The sequence below is a fragment of the Micromonospora sp. DSM 43699 genome, from assembly GCF_055517075.1.
Map to the genome: position 1 here is coordinate 80195 of NZ_JBTMMT010000017.1, position 20330 is coordinate 100524.

Annotated in this window: 19 protein-coding genes; 3 read left to right on the forward strand and 16 right to left on the reverse strand. The window is 71.5% G+C overall.

What is annotated here, in order from left to right; genetic code table 11:
* Positions 1-39 precede the first annotated feature (39 nt).
* The 6 genes from AC0AIB_RS11840 to AC0AIB_RS11865 all read right to left on the reverse strand — a co-directional run bounded on the left by AC0AIB_RS11840 (position 40) and on the right by AC0AIB_RS11865 (position 5436).
* Positions 40-1131: a M23 family metallopeptidase gene (locus AC0AIB_RS11840; protein ID WP_465096637.1), complete on the reverse strand. Its 1092-nt coding sequence runs from the start codon at positions 1129-1131 to the stop codon at positions 40-42.
* Between the two features lie 323 nt (positions 1132-1454).
* Positions 1455-2495: a hypothetical protein gene (locus AC0AIB_RS11845; protein WP_465096638.1), complete on the reverse strand. Its 1041-nt coding sequence runs from the start codon at positions 2493-2495 to the stop codon at positions 1455-1457.
* 57 nt (positions 2496-2552) lie between these two features.
* On the reverse strand, positions 2553-2972 hold the full coding sequence (locus AC0AIB_RS11850; protein WP_465096639.1) for a hypothetical protein: 420 nt from the start codon (positions 2970-2972) through the stop codon (positions 2553-2555).
* Between the two features lie 123 nt (positions 2973-3095).
* On the reverse strand, positions 3096-3677 hold the full coding sequence (locus AC0AIB_RS11855) for a hypothetical protein (protein ID WP_465096640.1): 582 nt from the start codon (positions 3675-3677) through the stop codon (positions 3096-3098).
* 103 nt (positions 3678-3780) lie between these two features.
* Positions 3781-4458, reverse strand: a complete 678-nt coding sequence (locus AC0AIB_RS11860) for a GGDEF domain-containing protein (protein ID WP_465096641.1) — start codon at positions 4456-4458, stop codon at positions 3781-3783.
* Positions 4459-4548: 90 nt separating this feature from the next.
* The gene (locus AC0AIB_RS11865; RefSeq protein WP_465096642.1) at positions 4549-5436 is read right to left on the reverse strand and encodes a winged helix-turn-helix domain-containing protein; all 888 of its coding nucleotides are present in this window, start codon (positions 5434-5436) and stop codon (positions 4549-4551) included.
* A gap of 282 nt (positions 5437-5718) precedes the next feature.
* On the opposite strand from AC0AIB_RS11865, the gene AC0AIB_RS11870 reads away from it, so the two are divergent.
* Positions 5719-6237 carry an AAA family ATPase gene (locus tag AC0AIB_RS11870; protein ID WP_091250974.1) on the forward strand — a complete coding sequence of 173 codons (519 nt, stop codon included), beginning with the start codon at positions 5719-5721 and terminating at the stop codon, positions 6235-6237.
* A gap of 182 nt (positions 6238-6419) precedes the next feature.
* On the opposite strand, the gene AC0AIB_RS11875 is transcribed toward AC0AIB_RS11870, so the two are convergent.
* From AC0AIB_RS11875 to AC0AIB_RS11910, 8 genes are all read right to left on the reverse strand, one after another.
* On the reverse strand, positions 6420-6767 hold the full coding sequence (locus AC0AIB_RS11875; protein WP_465096643.1) for a hypothetical protein: 348 nt from the start codon (positions 6765-6767) through the stop codon (positions 6420-6422).
* Positions 6764-7870: a hypothetical protein gene (locus AC0AIB_RS11880; protein ID WP_465096644.1), complete on the reverse strand. Its 1107-nt coding sequence runs from the start codon at positions 7868-7870 to the stop codon at positions 6764-6766. The genes AC0AIB_RS11875 and AC0AIB_RS11880 overlap by 4 nt, the downstream gene beginning before the upstream one ends.
* Before the next feature lie 441 nt (positions 7871-8311).
* The gene (locus tag AC0AIB_RS11885; protein ID WP_465096645.1) at positions 8312-8752 is read right to left on the reverse strand and encodes a hypothetical protein; all 441 of its coding nucleotides are present in this window, start codon (positions 8750-8752) and stop codon (positions 8312-8314) included.
* Positions 8753-8779: 27 nt separating this feature from the next.
* The gene (locus AC0AIB_RS11890) at positions 8780-9493 is read right to left on the reverse strand and encodes a hypothetical protein (RefSeq protein ID WP_465096646.1); all 714 of its coding nucleotides are present in this window, start codon (positions 9491-9493) and stop codon (positions 8780-8782) included.
* A gap of 466 nt (positions 9494-9959) precedes the next feature.
* Complete coding sequence (locus AC0AIB_RS11895) at positions 9960-10835, reverse strand: replication-relaxation family protein (RefSeq protein ID WP_465096647.1); 876 nt, start codon at positions 10833-10835, stop codon at positions 9960-9962.
* A gap of 212 nt (positions 10836-11047) precedes the next feature.
* The gene (locus AC0AIB_RS11900; protein WP_465096648.1) at positions 11048-13561 is read right to left on the reverse strand and encodes a type IV secretory system conjugative DNA transfer family protein; all 2514 of its coding nucleotides are present in this window, start codon (positions 13559-13561) and stop codon (positions 11048-11050) included.
* A complete protein-coding gene (locus AC0AIB_RS11905; RefSeq protein WP_465096649.1) occupies positions 13558-15345 on the reverse strand; it encodes a VirB4 family type IV secretion system protein in 1788 nt (595 codons plus the stop codon). Before AC0AIB_RS11905 ends, AC0AIB_RS11900 begins: the two co-directional genes overlap by 4 nt.
* Positions 15342-16319: a PrgI family protein gene (locus AC0AIB_RS11910; protein ID WP_465096650.1), complete on the reverse strand. Its 978-nt coding sequence runs from the start codon at positions 16317-16319 to the stop codon at positions 15342-15344. The genes AC0AIB_RS11905 and AC0AIB_RS11910 overlap by 4 nt, the downstream gene beginning before the upstream one ends.
* Before the next feature lie 2 nt (positions 16320-16321).
* On the opposite strand from AC0AIB_RS11910, the gene AC0AIB_RS11915 reads away from it, so the two are divergent.
* Positions 16322-16699, forward strand: coding sequence for a DUF5372 family protein (locus tag AC0AIB_RS11915; protein WP_465096651.1), 378 nt, complete (start codon positions 16322-16324; stop codon positions 16697-16699).
* Positions 16696-18774, forward strand: coding sequence for a recombinase family protein (locus AC0AIB_RS11920; protein ID WP_465096652.1), 2079 nt, complete (start codon positions 16696-16698; stop codon positions 18772-18774). The genes AC0AIB_RS11915 and AC0AIB_RS11920 overlap by 4 nt, the downstream gene beginning before the upstream one ends.
* A 158-nt stretch (positions 18775-18932) precedes the next feature.
* On the opposite strand, the gene AC0AIB_RS11925 is transcribed toward AC0AIB_RS11920, so the two are convergent.
* Both AC0AIB_RS11925 and AC0AIB_RS11930 read right to left on the reverse strand, forming a co-directional pair.
* Positions 18933-19343 carry a DUF6069 family protein gene (locus AC0AIB_RS11925; RefSeq protein WP_465096653.1) on the reverse strand — a complete coding sequence of 137 codons (411 nt, stop codon included), beginning with the start codon at positions 19341-19343 and terminating at the stop codon, positions 18933-18935.
* Between the two features lie 11 nt (positions 19344-19354).
* Positions 19355-20269 carry an NADP-dependent oxidoreductase gene (locus AC0AIB_RS11930; RefSeq protein WP_465096654.1) on the reverse strand — a complete coding sequence of 305 codons (915 nt, stop codon included), beginning with the start codon at positions 20267-20269 and terminating at the stop codon, positions 19355-19357.
* Positions 20270-20330: the final 61 nt, after the last annotated feature.

The window sequence follows — 20330 nt, forward strand, 5'->3', positions numbered from 1 at the left end:
GCGATCCTGTCCTCCTGCCCGCTGTCCGGCCGTGCTCTCTCACCGGGCAGGGGGAAGCGGAGCGTTCTGTGCGGCCATGAAGGGCACCGGATCGACCGCGCCTTGAGGGCCGGGGTCGCCATGGTGGTGCACCTCGTAGTGAAGGTGCGGGCCGGAACTGTGGCCGGTGGAGCCGACGACGCCGATCGGTTGGCCGACGGTGACCTGTTGCCCGACCGTCACCATCGGCGGCTGGTCCATGTGGCAGTAGCGGGTGAGTAGGCCGGCGGCGTGGTCGATGTCGACGTACCAGCCGCAGCCTGCGGTGAGGATCGGGTCACCGTCGCGGTCGCACCCCCACTCCGCTCCCGTGTTGGCGTGGACGGCGTTGCAGCGCACGGTGCGCACGGTGCCGGCGGACGCCGCGCGGATGAGGGTGCCGCGTGGGGCGCTCAGGTCGACGCCGTCGTGGCCCGGCCGGCCCGAGGTGCGAAACCCGGATCCGACCGGGGCGAGCACGGGCTGGGTCCACGGGCCGACGGCAGCGTCGCACGCGGCCAGGCTCGCAGGGGGTAGGCCGATGGTGTCGGTGATCGCGGTGACGAGGTCGGTGGCCGGGGTCTCCCATGTGGCGTAGGCGTCGGGGTAGCCGCTGATCTGCACGGCCTGCGCGGCGTCGGTGAGCGGCATCGTCTGCCAGCCGCTGATGGTGACCAGCTTGCCGAAGAACCTCTCCGTCGCCGAGACGGGATCCCGTAGTTGGGCCGGAGTACCCCAGCCCTGGCTGGGACGCTGCTGGAACAGGCCGACCGAGTCCCGGTCACCGCCGGCAAGGTTGCGCAGGGTGCTTTCCTGCATCGCGGTGGCGACCGCGATCACCCACCCACGGGCCGGCACGGCGAGACGGACGCCGGTGGTGACGATCGCGGCGGCGTTGCCGACCTGGTCGCTGTCCCAGTCACCGATCACCGGCCACCCGCCCGATGGCACGAACGGCGACGTCAACGGCGACGAGACGGCGGAAGACGCGGCCACGGGGACGCACCGGGCAGCGGCATTGCCGCCGAGGAGGAATCCGCCGAGACCGCCGACGCAAAGGATGAACACGATGGTGAGCGCCACCGTCAACGACACCAGGGATCGAAGTGTCATCCGCGCCTGCAGCAACCGGCGGTGAGGCGGCGGGTCCGGCGCGGACGCCAGCGGACGGCCCGAGCGGTCCTGCCAGGTCGTCCCCGCAGGTGCGCGTCGCGGCCTGGAATACCTGCCCGCAAGCCCGGACATCGAGGGATGAGGGGTGAGCAGTGGATGGGACGGGCAGACGTCGACACAGCGACGTCGCCGGTGTCGACGTGGCGGGTTGCTCCCACGGTGATCTCCTTGCGTTGGCAGGCGTGGCGAGATGCGGGCACGCCGACGGCCCGGCCGCCGTGATGAGCGGTCGGGCCGTCGGCGCGGGCGGGTGGGGTGTTGGCTCAGCGGGCGAGGACGGCGACCTTCTCGCCGTGCAGCAGTGGTGCGCCGTCGGGTCCCTTGATGTGGGCGTGGATCCAGATCCGGTAGGCCTGGCCGTGTCGGTCGGTCAGGCGGCGCCAGTGGCCGCGGACGACGAACCGGACCCGGTAGCGCCACCTTGCGGGCCCGTCGGCGGGTTCGGTCAGGCCGGAGGTGCGCCGCAGCATGACCACGCGGGTGTCGTGGACGATGCGGGCGCGTGCGGCGCGGCGGCGGGCGGCCCGGTCCAGCGGCGCCGGCGTGGCGATGGCGATGGGTTGGGCTTGGATGCGCCAGAAGGCGTAGGCGATCGCGGCGCAGACGTGGGTGCGGGCGGTGGCGTCGGTGATGACGTACCGGCCGTCGGGTGCGGTTTCCCAGTCCCGGTCGGGTTCCTCGACGTCCAACGGGTCGACGGCGGGCACGGGTTGTGCGATGGGCAGCACGTTGACGTCGGTGAGCACGTACGGGCCGAGTCGTGACAGCAGGGTGGGGTCCTGCTGGGCGTAGGCCTGGATGCGGTTGGCGTGGGGGTCGTCGGGGTCGTCGCGGTGGGCCCAGCCGCAGATCAGCCAGGATCGCCCACGGGGGGAGGTGATGGTGGTCCAGGTGATCGCGGCGATGCCGCTCACCCGGCCGGCCAGGGTGCGGTGGTAGATGGGTTCGGGAAGGAACAGCACGCCGCCGTCGGTGGGGGCGGCGTCGGCGGTGAGCAGGTCGCCGGTGAGGTCGAGGGCGTCGGCTCCGGCGGCGACGACGGCGGTCATGGCGGGGGCGATCACGTAGGCCTCACCGTGGGCCCATACGGCGCTGTTCGCGCGGTTCAGCATGTGGACGAGCTTGTTGTTCGGATCGGCCGCGTCATCGCCGCCGGTCGGCAGGAGTGCCGCCCAACGGGTCTCGATGAACGCCTTGTGGTATTCGTGGCCAGCGAGGCTGGCGCAGTACTCGTACATGCGGGTCTTCATCTCGACGGCGGCTCGCGCGTAGCCGGCGAGAGTGGTCTCGGTGCGCAGGGTCATGCTGTCCTCCTGATCGGTTCGGATGGTCGTGGGCCCTTCGCGGGCCGGGGCCGGGGATTACGCGGCGTACGCGGCGGTGAGCGCCGCGCCGGGAACACGGCGCGGCAGCCGATGCGGGATGCGCGACCGTAGGTGCGTGGCGGTGGCGGCGAGTCCGGCGGTGAACCAGCCGACGAAACCGCCGACGTCGCGCGTACGCCGCTGGGGTGCGTGTTCGCGGCTGCTGACCGCCGGCTGCGGCAGGGGCGTTGGCGGGGGTGCCGCGGCTCGGGCGGTGCGCATCGCTTGTTGTGCCTGCCTCGCGGCGACGCACGGGCCGGTGCCCTGTGCGGCGCACTGCAGGTTGACGCACCGGTTGTCGGGTCCGGGTTGGTGGGCGGTGAGGACGTCCACGGCCAGCCGCCACAGCAGCCGGTCGGTGACGTCGCCGGGTACCAGGGCGCGGTGGGAGGGGCGGTTTCGGTGCCGGTCAGACATGGGCGGGTGACCTTCCTTGAGGTTTCGGGCAGGAGTCATCGCCCGCCCGGGTTCGGCGGTGTCGTGCCTGATGAACGGCTCGAACGACGACCAACACGATCGACGCTCTTCTCTGCGTGAAGGTCAAGTCGTTCGCTTCAGGCTGGGGCGGCTGGTGGTCTCGACGAGGCGCGTCAGCCCGGCCCGGAGAGCGGGGGCACTGTCGCGGTCGAGGTGGTCGTCGACGCGGACCACGGGACGTGGCTCGTTGCGCTGCCGGGTGATCAGGTAGCCGCGCCGGTCGACGTCGACGGCGTCGATCCGGCGGACCTCGTGGATCTCGTCGGCGGCGACCCGCACGTCCTCGTAGCGGACGGCCCAGGCCAGCAGCCGGATCCCGGGGGTGGGCTCGGTGAGCAGGTCGGCGATGAGGCAGGTGTCGACGCAGGTCGCCAGGGTGGGTCGGCCGACCGGGCGGTCGGCGCGCAGCGTGTGGCCGAGGTCGGGCAGGAAGTCCACGAGTCCGGCGCGGTAGCGGCCCAGGCGATGGTCGTCGAGGGGGAGGTGGGCGACGCGCATCTGACGTCGTGTGCCGCTGGCTGCTGAGGGGGCGGGCCGGTCCTGGACGAGCAGCAGCAGGGGCGGCTGGCCCCAGCCCTGGAGGTCGGCGGTGGCCTCGACGTCCAGCAGGCACCCGGTGAGGGTGCGGACGGCGTTGAAGGTCATCACGGTGATGGGCTCCTTGACGCGTGCGAGCCCCGCAGGCCGGGGCTGGCCTGCGGGGCTGACATAGGTGGCAGAAGGGTCTTCTGGGGGTGGGCGCGGGGTGTTACCGCAGGTCGCGGTAGCGGATGCCGGTGCCCGGAGGCGAGGTTCGGCCTGGGTCGTGGGCGTGGGCGCCGCCGCGGGTGCGTTTGGCCAGGTACATGGCCTGGTCTGCGGCGTGCAGGAGGTCGCGGGGCAGCATGTGTGGCTCGGCGGTGGCGTAGCCGACGCTGGCGGTGAGCGCGATCCGCTGGCCGGCGATGTCGTACGGGCTGTCCGAGACACGCCGGTGAGCGGCCCGGGCGACGGCCTCGACGTCGCCGTGGTCGCTGTGGACGACGAGGGCGAACTCGTCGCCGGACAGGTGCGCGGCCAGGACCACCGCCGGCCCGAGGGCGATCAGACGCCGACCGACCGCGTACAACAGGTCGTTGCCCACCTCGTGGCCGTGGGTGTCGTTGACCTGCTTGAACCGGTCGAGGTCGATCAGGACGAGCCCGAGCGGCTCCCCGAGCGAGAACATGGCCTCGAGGACGGTCCGGAGAGCACGCCGGTTCGGCAGGTCACTGGTGTCGCTGTGGGTGGCCAGATGGCGCCAGCGGGACCGGTCCCGTTCACGGTCGGCAAGCGTCCGCCGCTGGTGGCCGATGATCCGCCGCTGCCGCGTGAGCGGGAAAGCGGCGGCGGCGAATCCGGCGACCAGGCCACCGGCCGCCGTCAGGTAGGGGTACAGGTGAGACACTCGGCATCACTCCTTGTTGGTGAAGGAGCACCGGGGTGGGCGTGGTTCCGCCAAGTTCGACGCCCACCCCGGGCTACCACGGGTGTGGGATCAGCGGTCCGGGTGCGGGGCGAGTTGGAAGGCCGCCGGCCTCTCGACGACCTGGACCGCCAGACCGTCGGCGACGAGCTTGTGCACGGCGTTGACGACCGCGCCCGCGCTGGCCCTCGCCGCGCCGCTGCCCGCGTTCGCCTCGTCGACGGCCCTGCACAGCTGGCTGGTCCGCAACGCCTGGCCGGGATGGGCTTCCAACACGTCGCGGATCGCGCCGCGCAGGCTGCCCTTGGACCGGCGTGGCTTCCCGCCGGCCGACGCGGCCGCAGTCTCGGCCGGGCCGTCGGCCACCCCCGAGTCGTCGCTGCCCGCCGGATCGGGGGTGTGCCTGGGCTCCGCCCCATCGACGGTCTCGGCCGAACCCTCGTCCTCGGCGCCGGCCGGGGTGCCGTCGATGACGGTGTCGGTCGCGGTCTGTTCGCGGTGGCCGGTGTTCGCCTGTGCTGGCGTAGCCGACGGTGATGGCTGGTCCGTGCCGGCGTGCGGTGTCGGTGATGGCTGGCCGGCCGGCGGGCTGCCGGCCGGCTCGTCTCCCGGCCCGGCCCCGACCGCGGTGTCCGCGCGCTGCTCCAGGGGTGCGGGGGATCCGTCCGGGTTGGCCGGCCCGGGGTGTTCGGTGTCGGTCGTGCTGGCCGGCGGGCCGCCGCTGTCGCCGCGTCCTGACAGGTTGGTGGGCTGTCGCCAGAGCGTGCGCCCGTCGTCGGCGCGGAACGTCTCCGCCTGGCCGGCTTCCTCCAGCAGGCGCAGGCGTTTGGTGGCCGTGGAGTAGCCCACCCCGGCTTGCTCGGCGATCGCCGCGGCGGTGTCCTGGCCGAGTGCCGCCAGAGCGGCGGCGACCCTGTCGAGCGCGCTGGGCGTCGCGGCCTGCTCGGGTTCACTGTCCATCATGTCCTCCTCATTGGTGGTGATGCGTGATATGTGGTGGTGTGGCGTGCACTGATGCACGCTTCGACTGCGCCCGTGATCAAGTGCGGTGACCGGACCTCGGGACGCCGTCGACGTCGCGGTGGGTTGGTGTGGCTGCCAGCGAGAGGCGGCGGGATCGCACCCGCGACGCATCCGACGCGTGAGCCGGAGGCACAGGCTGGAACCTGATCGCGGACCTTGGCACCGACGGGCGTCAGGTCGAACGTCGATCTCCTGGGCGACGCGCTAGCGTCGGGTTCCATGATCGTGTGGCTGAACGGCACCCACGGCGCCGGCAAGACGACGACCAGCGCACTCCTGCAGCGACTGGTCCCGGACTCACGGGTTCTCGACGCTGAGAAGGTCGGCGAGACGCTCATGGACATCACGCCAGGGCTGCCCGAGACGGACAACTTCCAGCACTGGCCGCCGTGGCGACAGCTCGTCGTCGAGACCGCCCGCCGGGTACTCGACTACACCGGCGGCACTCTGGTGATGCCCATGACCGTCCTGGTCGAGCAGTACTGGAACGAGATCAGCACAGGCCTGGCCCACCATGCCATCCCGGTGAGGCACTTCGTCCTGCACGCTGACCACGACACCCTCCGCAGGCGTATCGAGGGCGAACATCCCGTGCCCTCCCCGTTCCGCCTCAGCTATCTCGAGCCCTATGCCGAGGCGGCCCGCACATGGCTACATGCCGAGGCCGAGGTCGTCGACACCACGCACCTCACGCCCGCCCAGGCCGCTCGGCGAATCGCCGGTGCCGTCCGGACCTGAGGCCCGGCCACCCACCGAACGGGCACGGCCGCACGGCCACGCCCGGGGTGATCGCCTGTCCGACCGGCCGTCAGCCGGAGTTGGCGTGGTGCGGGACGTCGAGAGCCGCGGACCCGGCACGCGCTCAACACCTCTGGTCGCTGCCGGACCACCGCTCTTCCATGGCGCTTCCGGTTGACGACCTACCCGGCGTCAAGGATCGCGGCAGCCCGCTGGAAGAGCCGCTCGGCGAGGTTCTCCAGCGGTGTCGGGCTGGTGCTGCGGTACGGCGTGGCAGGGTGCCAGGCCGAGGCGGGTTCGTCCGCGAGCACGGTCCAGGTCATGGCGGGGGTGAGGACCTCGACGAGGGCGTGGCTCTGCGGCGGGTAGGGGTCGCGGTGGATCCGGACCCGCAGTCGGTGGCCGCCGCCGGTGCGGCGGACCTCGGTGAGGTCGTAGCCTCCCCCGCGTTCGCCGAAGCTCCGGTCCACCACCGTCAGGTTCTGTGGGGTCGTGTCGGCATCGCCGGTGGGGGTGCCGCCGCAGGTCACCGCTGCTCCTCGTCTTGCTGTTCGGGGCCGGTGGCGGTGTGGGAGGCGGTGGCGAGGTGGCTCGCGGCGAAGTGCGGGGCAACGGCGGCGTCGGCGAGTGATGCCCGGATCGCGGTGGCGTCAGCGTCGTCGAGGCCGTCGCTTTCGCTGCCGCGTGGGCTGTCGGCGAGGTGCTGGAGCCCGCCCATGAGGGTGTGGGTGAGGTAGGTCAGGGAGGTGGTGAGATCGGCGAGGTCGTGCGGGGTGGGGATGGCGGCGGATCGGGCCGGGCCGAGACAGTCGGTCAGGTAGCTGGCGGCGGTGCCGAGGATCCGCGCGGCGGTGTGGGTCAGCTCCGGGCTGAAACCGGCTTCGTCGCCGAAGGCCGAGCCGACCAGCTCACCCAGGTGCTCGGGAGACGCCTCCTGCGGCTCCTGCGCCACGGCCAGGCTCGCGCTGTTCCCGCCGGATGGTTGCTCGTCGGTTCGCGGTGCGGACGTTGCTCCGGTCAGGGTGGCGAGTGTGCGGATGCGCGACCAGGCCACGCCGGTCGCCTGCGCCGACTGGGCGGACCAGTCGGCGGCGTCGCGCAGCCATACCTGGACGTCTTCGGCGGCGTCGATGACCTCCTCCCGCACGTCGCTGTCGTCGTCGAGGCCGGTGAACTGGGTCTGTCGAGCCTGGTCGAGCAGGTAGGACCCGGTCTGTGCGTGCACCCGGGCGAGGAGCCGGTTGGTGCGGTGCAGGTATCCGAGCAGGGAGGCGACGTCGGCGGCGGTGTGCAGGGACAGCAGCGCGCTGAAGGGCCCGGTGGCTGTGTGCAGCCACCGGTGGAGGTCCTCGGCCGCGGTGATGGCGCTGCCCAGCCGGGCGGGGGTGGAGGGGCCGTCGAGGGCGAACAGCTCGGTCATCGCGTCGATCCAGGCGCTGGTTGCGGCGTCAACCGGCAGCTGGTCCTCGACGAAGACCGCCGGGGCGAGGTTGCCGTCGGCGTCTGGGCAGATGGGTCGGTTGTCCGCGAGGTGCCACCATCGGGCACCGCCGCGGTAGGCGCTGGTCCAGTTCTCGGCGGGCTGGTCTACCACCAACTCGCGGCAGACAGGGCAGATCGGGAGTTGAACCATGGTGCTCGTCCTTTCAGACAGGGTGATATCGGCGACCAGGACCTGGTCGCCGTCGGTTTCGGTGGGGTGACCGGCGGCGGGTGACCCGGTGCTCGCGGGTGTCGCTGCCGGTGGTGGCCGTGGAAGAGGGAAAGGGCGGCCGTGTCGCCGGCCGATAGCGCAACAGGAGCCCCTGCCAGGGGCGGCCGGCGGATCGCAGGCCAGGCGCCGAGCCTCGGGTACGAGGACTGGGGCTGGGCCGGGGCAGCGAACCGGGGCCGGCTGGTCGCGGCCGAGGTGCTCGGCGAACACCGCCCGTGGAGATCGCCTGGCTGGTCGGGGACCCGCGGCGGTCGCGGTAGCCCGTGGGGCAGAGGTGGGTGGCGGGGCCGACCGGGTAGCAGCGCGCGTCCTTCGGGGTGCAGGGATGGCGGCTGCTGGCCCGGTCGGTTCTGGAGGGTGTCAGTGCGGGGCGCGGAAGCGTCCGCGGCCGACACCGGGAATGACGGCGCCCTCGATGTAGTCGACGACGAAGGTGCTCCAGCCGGCGTCGACGCCGGACTGGATGAGGTGCAACAGGTCGCTCTCCGGCCCGCGCAGTGGCATGTCGCCGAGACGACCCGGGTGCAGCCGTCGGTAGCGCCGGCCGGTGAGCTCGCCGGCCAGCACCGGTGTCTCCTGCCAGCCGGTGAGGCTGCAGGTGACGGGCCGCAGGCGGTGATGCTCACCCACGGAGGTGCCGTTGCCGGCCAGGTAGATCTGCTGGAACTCGTCGTGCATCACCCGCAGCGCCGGTGGCGCCGGGTGGGGTGCGTCGCGGTCGCCTGTGTTCCGGCGGTGGGCGCGGATGCAAGCGTCGGCGAGTTGCTCGACCTCGTCGAGCAGGAACATGACGCGGCCCATGGCGGTGTCCTTCCTGTCGAGGCTGGGTCAGAGCGCGACGGCGAGCAGCCGCTGGTCGGGGTCGATGGTGGTGAGCAGGCGGTGGGCCTGTTCGAGGTAGGTGACCCGGTCGGCCATGGCGTCGCTGGCCGGGGCCAGCTTGGCTCCCTCGGCGGTGATCAGCGCGTCGCCGGCGATCGCGGTGAGCGCGGTGTGGTGTTGGTAGGCCATGGGACCGGCCTGGTACATCTCCAGCTCGCCGAGGACGATCTGCCCGCTGCCGTAGGTGGCGGCGTTGTGCATCCGGATCGCGTTGACCCGGGGCTGGTGATGGAAGTCCGCCGCTGCCGTGTCGTAGGGGTACTTGGTGGGGTCCGCCAGGTGGCGGGCCTCGTAGACGTGCCACGGGGTGCCCGGCCGGGTGCCGTGCACGACCTGGCTGAACAGCTGGTGGCGGATGCCCGCTCCCATGCCGGCAGCCTGGCGCATGCCGTGCAGGTCGAGCAGTCGTACCGGTCCGCCCGCGCAGTAGGCGGGACGGCCCTTGCGCAGGCCGAACATCTGGCCGCGCTGCCACGGGTACATGGCGGTGGCCCAGAACCGGGGCGACAGGGTGCCCCGCACACCGAAGTTGCGGTCGAGCTGGTGCGCGGTTAGGGCTTCCCGGGGCAGGTTGTCCGGAACGCAGACGATCATGGTGCTGACCGTCGCTGTGGGCGTGGCGGCCGGCGGGGTGGCCTTGTGGGTCGGGTTCTTGGCCATGGCAGATCCTCCTGAGGTGTGGGCGCGTGAGGGCGCGCGGAGATGACCGGCCCACCGGGTACGTGGGTCGGTCGAAGGGAAGAGGTGTGGTGCGGGGTGGTGCGGTGCGACCTGGGGTCGCCGCGCGGCGCGGCGCCGACCGGCCCTGATGGGGCGGGTGGGCGTGGCGCACCGGTGGGTGCGGCGGTGGTTCCGAGGTGGGACCGAACCGGGGTGGAGATATATGTGGGTGCTGTTGGTGCCGTGAAAGGTAGCGGCCCGTTCTGTCAGGCCGCTGCGGCGAGATGGTCGCCGCAGGGTGGGGTTGACCTGCACTGTGAGACGTTCCGGCCCAGGCTGGATCGTCGTCGGCGCGGACGCTGTGAGACTCCGCGACTCTCACAAACGATCTTGGCCGGTGACAGACGCGGCCGGTAGTCGAGCCCTTGGTTCGAGCGGTCGGTGCCGCTGAGCTGCGGTGTGAGTCCTACAGGTCGTCGAAGCGCTGGGGGTTGGTGACGGTGTCGGGTCCGTGGTCGCAGGGCAGTTCGTGCAGGTACCTGCGGTGGGTGGGGTCCGAGACGAGGGTCCATACCCGGCCGGCGGGGTCGGGGCTGTGGACGGCGGTGGCGATCGGGGTGGTGGTGCGCAGTCCGGCGAGCACGTTGAGGAGGCTGGTCTCGCGGCGCCGGCTGGGTACCCAGAACAGGACGGGGTAGCGGGGGCCGAAGGTGGTGAGGCGTTCGTAGCCGCGCAGCTTGGCCACGACCCGGGCGAGGTTCTCGGTGTCGTTATCGTGTTCCAGGAAGAACCCGGTGGAGGTGTCGTCGACGGTCCAGACGCCGTGGCCGTCGGGGCGGATACCGGCTTGGGCGTAGACGGTGGTGGCGTGCTGCTCGGACCACCACCGCGACAGCCGGACGTTGTCGGTGTGGCGGGCGGTGGCGATCAGGTCGGTGAAGAACTGGTTGACGCCGAGCAGGTGGTTGACCTGTCCGCTGGCGGCGATGCGCTTGGCGCGTTCCAGGGAGCTGCGCGGTGTCTTGCCGCTGTGGCTGTTCGGGTCGTGGTAGCTGGTGGGGTGTAGTTGCAGGCCGACGGGGCCGAGGGTGTAGAGCAGGGATCCGTAGCGGCCGTGGGCGCCGCTGCGGGCGAAGCGGTGCAGCACGTCGAGGCGGTGCAGGATCGTGAGTCGCCGCTGGGCGGTGCGGCGGTTGTCGAAGAACGCGTGGGTGATCTGGTCGGTGGACAGCAGGTAGTGCTCGGCGAGCAGGCCGAGGAGGGCTCGGTCGCGGGGGACGATGCGACCGAACACCGCGAGGGGGTCGGGTTTGCTGGACAGGGGCGGGACGCGGGAGTGCACGGTTGGCTCTCCTTGGGAGGATGAGGGTTCCCTCCCGATGGGAGGGGTGTCTGGCACGGGTGGGGACGGCACCGGGGGTCTGTCAGGGGGTGTGTGCGGCACTGACAGCCCAGGTCAGGGATGTGCGGCGGGTGTCGGGCGGTCACGGGTGGCGATCCTGGTGACGAGCCGGTGGGCGACCCGGGCGACGCCACCGGGCTGACGGAGGACGGTCAGCTGCGGTCGCTCTTCGGACGGTTGCGCCGCTCGTCGGGTTTACGGCTGAGCCGTTCGACGAGGTCGTCGACGGCGCTGGTGTCATGGGCCGGTACCGCCGCCGCTGCGGCCTGACGGATCGCGGTGGCTTCCCCGACGACCGGCTTCGGCGGTCTGGTCTTCATCGTGAACGCCGGTGTCTGGCGGCCGTTGACGACGAGGCGGGCGGCGGCGGTGTAGGCGTCGAGGTGGGCGAGGTCGTGCTCGCCGAGTTCGGGCAAGGTGTGCCGGGACAGCACCTTCGCGTCTTCCGGTGCGACCGTGAAGTAGACCTTGTTGCGGGCGTTGGCGGACGCGGCGGCGAGCAGGTCGCGCGGGAACTGCGCGAGGTCCTGGTGGGCGAGGACGAGGGACAGCCGGTACTTGCGGGCCTCGGCGAGCATCGTGTCCAGGCTGTTGGCCAGGGTCAGGAAGTTCTGCGCCTCGTCAATGATCAGGGTCGCGTCGCGTCGCCGGTCGGATGCGGTGGCGGCGCGTGCGGTCGCGGCCTGCCACACCTGGGCGAGGATCAGGGAGCCGAGGAGCCGGCTGGTGTCCTCGCCGAGGACACCCTTGGGGATCCGGACGAGCAGCACCCCACCGTCGAGGACCTTGCCCATGTCGAAGCTCGACTTCGGATACCGCATGGTGCGTTTGACGAAGTCGCGCAGCAGAAACGACCGCAGCCGGGCCAGGACCGGTCCGATGACCTGCGATCGGAGGCTGTCGTTAAGGCTGTCGTACCACTGCCAGAAGCCGCTCAGCCCGGCCGGATCGTCCAGGTCCACCGTCATCGCCGACCGGAACTGAGGGCTGTTCAGCAGCGGAGGGATGTGCTGCAAGGTGACGTTGTTGTGCCGCAGCAGGGTCAGGCACGCCACCCGCATGACGTCGTCCATCCGCGGCCCCCACGCCTTTTGGAAGATGGTCCCGAAGATCGACACGAGGTTGTCGACGACCAGGTCAGGGTCGTCGCCCTCGAGGGGGTTCAGCGTCGGCGGGTTGTCCTGGTCGGGGTCGAAGAGCACGACGCGGTCGGCGACGCTGGCGGGAAGCCGATCGAGGATGTCCAGGACGAGGTCGCCGTGCGGGTCGATGACCACGGTGCCCCGGCCGGCCTTGATGTCGTCGAGGGCCATGTTGACCAGCAGGGTGGTCTTACCGGAGCCCGTCGAGCCGATCACATGCATGTGATACCTCGCATCCGCCACCGACAGCCCCACACTGTGGCTACCGATTTCCGCGTCGCCGAGCATCTTCACCCCACGCCCGCCGCCGGGAACGGCGACCGGCGCCGGCATGGACGCCGCCCGCGCCCGATCCAGGCCGGGCACGGCGAGGTCCTGCGGCAACGCCGCTAGCGCGGCGAGTTCCGGGGCGGAGGTGAGGAATCCGGGGCCGAGGCGGCGGGCGGCGAGGACAGCAACCGGCGCGGGCATCCGGGCCCGGTGGGTGAGCCGGTTGCGGCCGGTGTGGACGGCGAATGCCGAGGCGAGCGTGTCGGCGATACCCCGCAGCCGACCACGGGGGTCCGCGCCGGGTCGCCGGTTGGTGGTGGCGACGGCGTACCGGATGCCGGTCTGCCACAACGGGTGCGCCGTCTTGTCCAGGATCGCCCGCACATCCCGCTCCACGGTCGGATCCCGGCGGGCGGGCGCGGTGGTCCGGCCACCCCCACCGCCGGGTAGGAACGCGTCGAGCAGCCACAGCAGCGGCGCGGCCGGGTTGACCGCCGGGACGGCGGTCTTGCCGGCGCGTAGCCGTCCGGCGGCGCGGCGGGCTCGTGCCGCCCGCCTGGGTGCGGCCGGGCGGGCGAGGATCTGCACACACGCGTACTCGCCGGGTTTCAGCTGCGCGCCGGCCGACATCAGCGGGCGCAGCGGATCGGCGTCGTGATCGACGGCAAACGGCAGCCACTCCGCGAACACCGGCAGCAGGTGCCCACCGGTGGCCGGGTGCGCGTGCGGGGTAATCGGCGGGGGCGGGTTGGTGTCAGTGGTGGTGGCTGAGTTGGGCCATGCCGCCCGTACCGCCGCCTCGACGGCCCCGGGTGGGACGGTACCGGGTACCCAGATCGAGATGAGCAGCTGCCGACCGGACCAGATGTACTGCCACACGACGTGCGAGGTGCCGTAGAGCAGACGCCGCCGCCGCGACGGGGTGAGGACGCCGGCGAGGTTCGCCCACAACGCGCCCGCGCTGCGCGGGTCGACCTCGGGCGGCGGTGCGATCGTCACGAGCCTGGCGCCGTGGGCGTGGTGGCGGTGCCGCCGGATCTCGACCATGTTCCGGGCTGCGACCCAGACGACCAGCAGCCCGGCGGCGACAGCCGCCAACCACGGCCGATGTGTGGCCCACACGGCGGCGTCGACCAGGGCGGCCCCCGGTCCTGTAGGAGGCGGAACGGAACCGGTGCCCGGCCCGAACGTGGGGCTGGGCACCGGTGGCGGCGACGCGAGCACGGATCGCAGGGCGTCGAGGGGTGGTGTCACAGGTCGTCCTCCTCGTCGCCCTCGGCCAGCTCGGCCGGGTTCGTGGTGCACAGCGCGTGCTCCGCATCGGAGGAGATCGACTCGAAGCTTGTCCTGTTCACCCCGGAGATCAACAGTCCGTGGCCGCGGCGGGCCGACAGCAGCAGGCGTCGTTCGCCGCCGGTGAGCCCGAACGCTTCCCCGACGGCGTCGATGGCCTGTGGGGCCTGCCGTAGCAGCACCTGGGTGGCGGCATTGGACACCACCGCCTGGCCGAGGTCGGTGCCGAGCACGTCGGCGGCGTCCTGGGTGACGACGGTCAGCCCGGCGTTGCGCTTGCGTGCCGCCTTGGACATGCGGAACAGGAAGCGGGCGCCTTCGCCGTCGCGCATCAGCAGCCATGCCTCGTCGACGACGACGAGCCGGCGCTGCGACGGGCGTCGCGGTGCATCGACGGTGCGCCAGATCGAGTCCAGGGCGAGGAGGGTGCCGACGGTGCGCAGCTCATCGGGTAGGTGCCGAAGGGACCACACGACGAGGTGCCCGACCGGCGCCTGGGTGGTGGGGCCGTTGAACAGGTCGGCGAAGCTTCCTTGCACCCAGGGCGCGAGCCGGGCAGCCAGCGTCGCGGCGGCCGGGTCGTCGTCGGTACGCAGTGTCTGCGCGAGGTCCCGTAGCAGCGGCGCCGGCCGGTGGTGGGTGGCGGGGTCTGTGGTGATGCCCGCTTGCCGGTAGACGGCGAGGATGGCCCGGTCCAGGGCGGCCCGTTCCGCCGGTGGCGGCTGGTGGCCGAGTAGGACGCTGATGAGGGTGTGGAGGAACAGGCCGCGGCGGGTCAGGGTGTCGGGGCGGCGGTCGCCTACGGGCAGGTCGAGGGGGTTGATCTTCACGCCGGGTAGGCCCAACCGGACGACGCTGCCGCCGACGGCGTCGGCCAGCCGCAGGTACTCGTCCTCGGGGTCCACGACGGCGATCTGCACACCGTGGTAAAGGTTGCGCAGGATCTCCAGCTTCACGAAGTACGACTTCCCCGCCCCCGATCGGGCCAGAACGATCGAGTTGTGGTTCTCCTGCGCCCACCGGTCCCACCAGACGATCCCGGCGCTGGCCGGGTTGACCCCGTAGAGGACACCGCCGGTCGTCGGCGGGTCGCCGGGCAGCGGAGCGGGCAGGTCCGGGCTTGACAGCGGGAACGCGGCGGCCAGGGCTTGGGTGTCCATCGTGCGGAGCATCCGTAGCCCGTCGGTGGCCAGGGGCAGGGTGGTGGTCCAGCCGGCCAGTTGCCGCCAGGTCGCCGGCTGCACGTCCAGCAGGGTGGACGCGGCGGCGGCCCGTACCTGCGTGCACGCCTGCGCCAGTTCGGGCTCGGAGCGGGCGTGCACGGTCAGGTAGAGGCCGACCCGGAACAGTTTCGCCGCACCACGGGCGAGTCGTTCGGCCAGGTCACCGGCGTCGTCGGCGGCGGCGTCGACGTAGGGGTCGGCCAGCTTGCCCCGGTCGGAGTCGGCCCGCCGAGATGACTCCAGCCGGGCCCGTTGGGTGCGTAGGCGGGCAGCGGCGATCGGTGCTGGCAGCGGTTCGATGTGCAGGGTGAGGTCGAGGCGGCCCGGCCAGGACAGCAGCGGTTCCAGCCACGCGCCGCCGACCTCGGCGGGGTAGCCGGTCACCACGAGGGTTGCGGCGTATCCGTCGCCGACGCGCAGCCACCGTGGGGTGACCTCGACCGTGGCCGGCGCGACCGCCGACGCCAGCGACGCCGGTTGCGGCTGCGTACCGCCTCCCGTGGTTCCTCTCTTCCTGATCATGGTGTCTTCCTCTTCGTGCGCGCAGGGGCGGGGGTGGTGGCGGTGATGACGGCGTCGGGTGCGGCCAGTCCGCCCGGGCGCGGTGGCCGGTAGGGGTCGGCGGCGGATGCCAGTGCGGCGGTGACCGCCGGGCCGTCCAGCACCCGTGGGCTGACGCCGAGGCCGGACAGCGTCCGTGCCGTGTCGTCGGCGCGACGCAGGCCAGCGTGGGGGCTGTGCTCGCCGGCCGCCGTGTGGTGGACGATCAGGACCTGTCGGCGCAGCGGGTCTCGTCGGGTGGCGAGGTCGGTGAGGAACGTGGCGTGGTCGGCGCACGCTGCCCGCAGCTGGGGGTGCGGTTGGGCGTCTGCGGCGGTGGCGAGTGCCCGGCCGTGGGAGGCCAGGTCGACCGGTTGGGCGGACACGACGATCTGCGTGGGCGTCGACAGGCTGTTGAGCCACCTGCCCCAGCCGTCGATCAGGGCCGCCTGCTCGGTGGGGGTGCGTAGGGCGAGGTTCACCGTGGTGGTGCCGACGATCGCCGCCCTGCCTGCGCCGAGGCTGATCTGCCCGTCGTCGTCGATGGCGTCGGCGGGCAGCCGCAGCGGCGCCGGCAGCGGCACTCGTCCGTTCTTGGGTGTGTCGACCCAGTCCGGCGGCCCGGTGTCCGCGGTGACGTTGGTGTTGGACAGCGAGTGGGGGGTGCGGGTGTGGCGGATGGCGTGCAGTAGCCACACGTCCATGGGCAGGCCGTCGCGGCGGCCGAGCGCTAGGCCGGTGACCAGCCCGCCGAGCACCACACCCGCGCCGATGAGGACCGGTGCCGGCACGACGTCGTGCAGGGTGCGCCACGCGGTGTAGAAGAGCAGGGTGCCGGCGGCGACGATCGCCAGTTGGTGGAACGTCAGGCCGTAGGCGACCTTGTCGGGGGCGTCGACGTCGGCGGGAACCCGTGCCCTATACGGCTCGTCAGCCAAGGTACTCTTCGGACTCATTGGTGATCACTCACCCCTTCCATCCATTGAAAGGTCAGCGCTTGACCGTGCTGTTTTCGCAGCGCAAGCGCACTGGGCTGTTCTTCGTGTGCGAGGTCGACGGGAGGCGGCGGATCACCGTGGCTCGGGAGTGGACTGACCGCGGCGTACCGGCCTCGGCTGATCGCCTCGCGGTGGACGGCTTGACGGCGGCGCGGTCGCTGATCGATGCGATCGACCCCAGCGGGGCGCCGCCGGTGGAGGCGGCCGGTACCGGGGATGGCGCGGGTGACCGTCGGGAAACGGGAGCAGATGTCGGGGTGGGATCGTCGCCAGGCGGTGATGGCGGTGGCGAACATGGTCGAGTCGTTGCTGCGCGGCAGCGGGCAGGCCGGCGGTGAACCCGACGGCGAAGATCAGCAGCTCGCATCTGTCGCGGCTGGCGATCGTGTATGTGCGGCAGTCGACGGTGGCGCAGGTGCGGTTCAACACCGAGTCGACCCAGCGGCAGTACGGCCTGGTGGGCACCGCCGCGGAATTCGGTTGGCTGGCCGAGCAGATCGTCGTGGTCGACGCCGACCTGGGGGTGTCTGGCCGGTTCGGCGCCGAACGCGACGGCTACCGGCAGATTGTGGCCCGCATGTGTATGGGCGAGGTCGGTGCGGTGTTCGGTCTGGAGGTCTCCCGGTTCGGCCGCTCGAACGCCGACCTGACCCGGCTGATGGAACTCGCCCGGCTGACCGACACGCTGCTGATCGACACCGACGGCGTGTACGACCTGGCCAACGTCAACGACCGCTTCCTGCTCGGCCTCAAGGGCCAGATGTCGGAAATCGAACTTCACTTCCTGTTAGGGCGGTTGCATGGGGCGAAGCTGGCGGCGGCGCAGCGCGGTGAGCTGCGGCATCCGCTGCCGGTGGGGTTCGTCTACGACTACGACCACACGGTGGTCAAGGACCCCGACGAACAGGTCCAACGGGCGGTCACTGACCTGTTCGCCGAGTTCGAGCGCACCGGGTCGGCGTTGGGGGTGGTCCGCGCGTTCGCCGAGACCGGCCGGTTGTTCCCGCAGCGGGCGTGGGGCGGCGCCTGGGCCGGGCAGCTCAAGTGGGGCAAGCTGACGCACGCCCGGGTGCTGCAAGCGTTGAAGAACCCCACGTACGCAGGCGTGTACACGTTCGGCAAGACCCGCGACGTGCGCCGGGTGCAGCCCGACGGCAGCGTGCGCTCCGCCCGCCGTAAGCGGGCCCGCGAGGACTGGACGGTGGTGATCGAAGACCACCATGAGGGCTACCTGACCTGGGCGGATTACCTGGCCGTGGAGGCGAAACTGGCGGCCAACAACACCCAGAAACATGCCCGGCCGGTGCGCGAGGGCACCGCGTTGTGCCAGGGCATCATCTTCTGCGGCGTGTGCGGCGGACGGGTCGGCACCCGCTACGACCGCCGCGACCGCAAGGTCACCTACAGCTGCCAGGTCAAGGACTCCGCCCGCACGCCACAGTGCCGCAACTTCTCCGCCACGGCGGTGGACGACGCGGTCGCAGCGTTGTTGCTGGACACGATCACCCCGGAGCAGATTGGGGTAGCCGTAGCAGCCGCCGAGGAGGTTGCCGAGCGGCACACCCGTAGCCACCGCGCCGCCGAGCTTGCGGTGCAACAGGCCCGCTATGAGGCTGACCGCGCCGAGCGGGCGTTCAGCAACGTGGAGCCGGAAAACCGTTTGGTGGCAAGGACTTTGGAGTCGCGGTGGGAGACCCGACTCGCCGCGCTGACCGAGGCGGAGGCGGCGCTGGCCACCGCGCAGGCCGCCAAACCGGCCTTGCCGGCCACCACCTCGTTGCAGGCCCTCGCACAGGACCTGCCGCGGCTGTGGCACGCCGAGACCACCAGCCCCCGTGACCGCAAACGGCTGCTGCGCTCCCTGATCGCCGACGTCATCCTTCTGCCCGAGTCGGATGCGCACACTATGCGCATCGGGGTGCGCTGGCACACCGGCGCCACCGACGAACTGACCGTCGCCCGCCCCGGCCCCGGCCGCACCCCCGACGCGGCGCTGGAGCTGATCCGCCAGCACGGCGCCACCCACACCAGCGCCGAACTCGCCGACATGCTCAACACGGCCGGGCTGACCACCGGCAAAGGCAAGCCGTTCACCGCCGGCGGCGTCGCCCGGGTCCGCGACGCCTACAAGATCTTCGGACCGCGCACCGTCGCCGTCCAAGCCGGCGAGGTCAGCGTCAAACAGGCCGCGGTCGAACTGGGCATTCCCGCCGACGCCGTCTACAACTGGCTGCGACATGAGCAGGTACCCGCCCGCCGGGGTCCCAGCGGACGCTGGTGCATCCCCTGGGACCCGGCCACGCAGGAAATCTACCGGCAGAAGGTCGCCGGCTCCTTCCGGCTCAACCCGGTCCTGCCTGCACAGCGCACGACATCCGGGATCGACTCCCCAGGTCAGGGACGGTCCCGGTGAACCGACCAGCGGCATCGAGGCAACGAGAATCGCCAGCCAAATGCAGAACCATTTATCTCGTACGTGTGCGGATGTCGCCGCGCGCCGGTGGGAGCCGATAGTGGCAATCATCATTGATCAGTGAGCTTTGAGCTGGTGCCTGACCCGCTGAGCGGTGATCAAGGATTCCGGCGGCCGATGGTCGGGATCAGTACGGCCGCCACTGCGGCGTGCATCAACGCCAGGATCGTCTTGGTGGCGCCGGTCGCCTCGACGGCGAACAGGGGCAGGAAAGATACGAGCAGCACCAGGATGGCCAGCACGGTCCACACAAGTGATGCCCGGCGGACCAACCGATCCAGCAGCGCACGAACGCCCCACCCGGCGGCGGAGACGACGAAGGTGAGGGTGGCAGCGAACGGCAGGCTGATAACTCCGGGCGGCCGGCCGTTACGGGGATCTACGCGCAACTCGATAGCCAGAAGCTGGGCGGCTGTCCACAGCAGCGCCATCGCGAGGACGGCACCGCAGACCGCGAGGGCGCCGACGCGCAGCCGCACGGTAGGTGAGGTGGCAGGCGTGGTGGTCATCAGAAACTCCCTCACGGAACAAGGATCGTCTTGCCGCGGACGCGGCCGGCCTCGGCATCGCGGTGCACCGAGACCAGATCGGCGAGCGGACGCGACGCGGCGACATCCACACGAACGGCGCCGGCGTCGACGAGCTCGACCAAGGCAGCGAGGTGGCCGGTGTCGTTGCGGGCCACAAAGTGCACCGCCGTCACAGGGGACCCGGCGGGTGCCTTCAACGCAACGGTGGCGGACACAACAACGCCCCCTGGCCGCACCAGCGACATCAGCGTCACGGCGTGCCGCGCACTGACCACGACGAAGTTGAGGATCGCATCGACTGGCTGGTCGAGCGCGTCACCGAGGGGCGTGACCGTGTAGTCGACGAGCTCGTCGGCTCCGAGTTGGCGGACCACGTCGGCACTGCGTAGGCCGGCCGTGGCGATGACGTGGGCTCCGGCGTGCTTGGCAAGCTGGACCGCGAACCCGCCAACGCCACCGCCCCCGCCGTTGACCAGCACCCGCTGCCCAGACGTGATGCCCGCGTGCTCGAACACCGCCTGCCAGGCGGTGACACCGGCGATGGGGATGGCGGCAGCATGAGCGAGGGCAACGGCGGTGGGCGCCGCAACAACGGTGTCAGCTGTGGCGGTGACGTACTCGGCCGCGGCGCCGCCTGTGTCGAGCCGGCCGATGACCCGGTCGCCGACGGCCAGGGTGTGCACGCTGTCGCCGACCTCGACGATCGTGCCGGCGACGTCCCCGCCGAGGGTATACGGCAGATCCAGCGGAAAGACGGAGCGCAGCAGCCCGCGGCGTAACCCGATGTCAGACGGATTGAACGAGGTCGCAGCGACGTGGATCAGCACGTCACCACGGCCCGGCACCGGGCGTGGGACATCTTCCGGACGAATGACCGAGGCGTCACCGTACCGGTGAATTCGCATAGCTCTCACTCTCCGAACTTATGGCGGCGTCCGAAGACGAACCATGCTTTGTGGTCTTCAG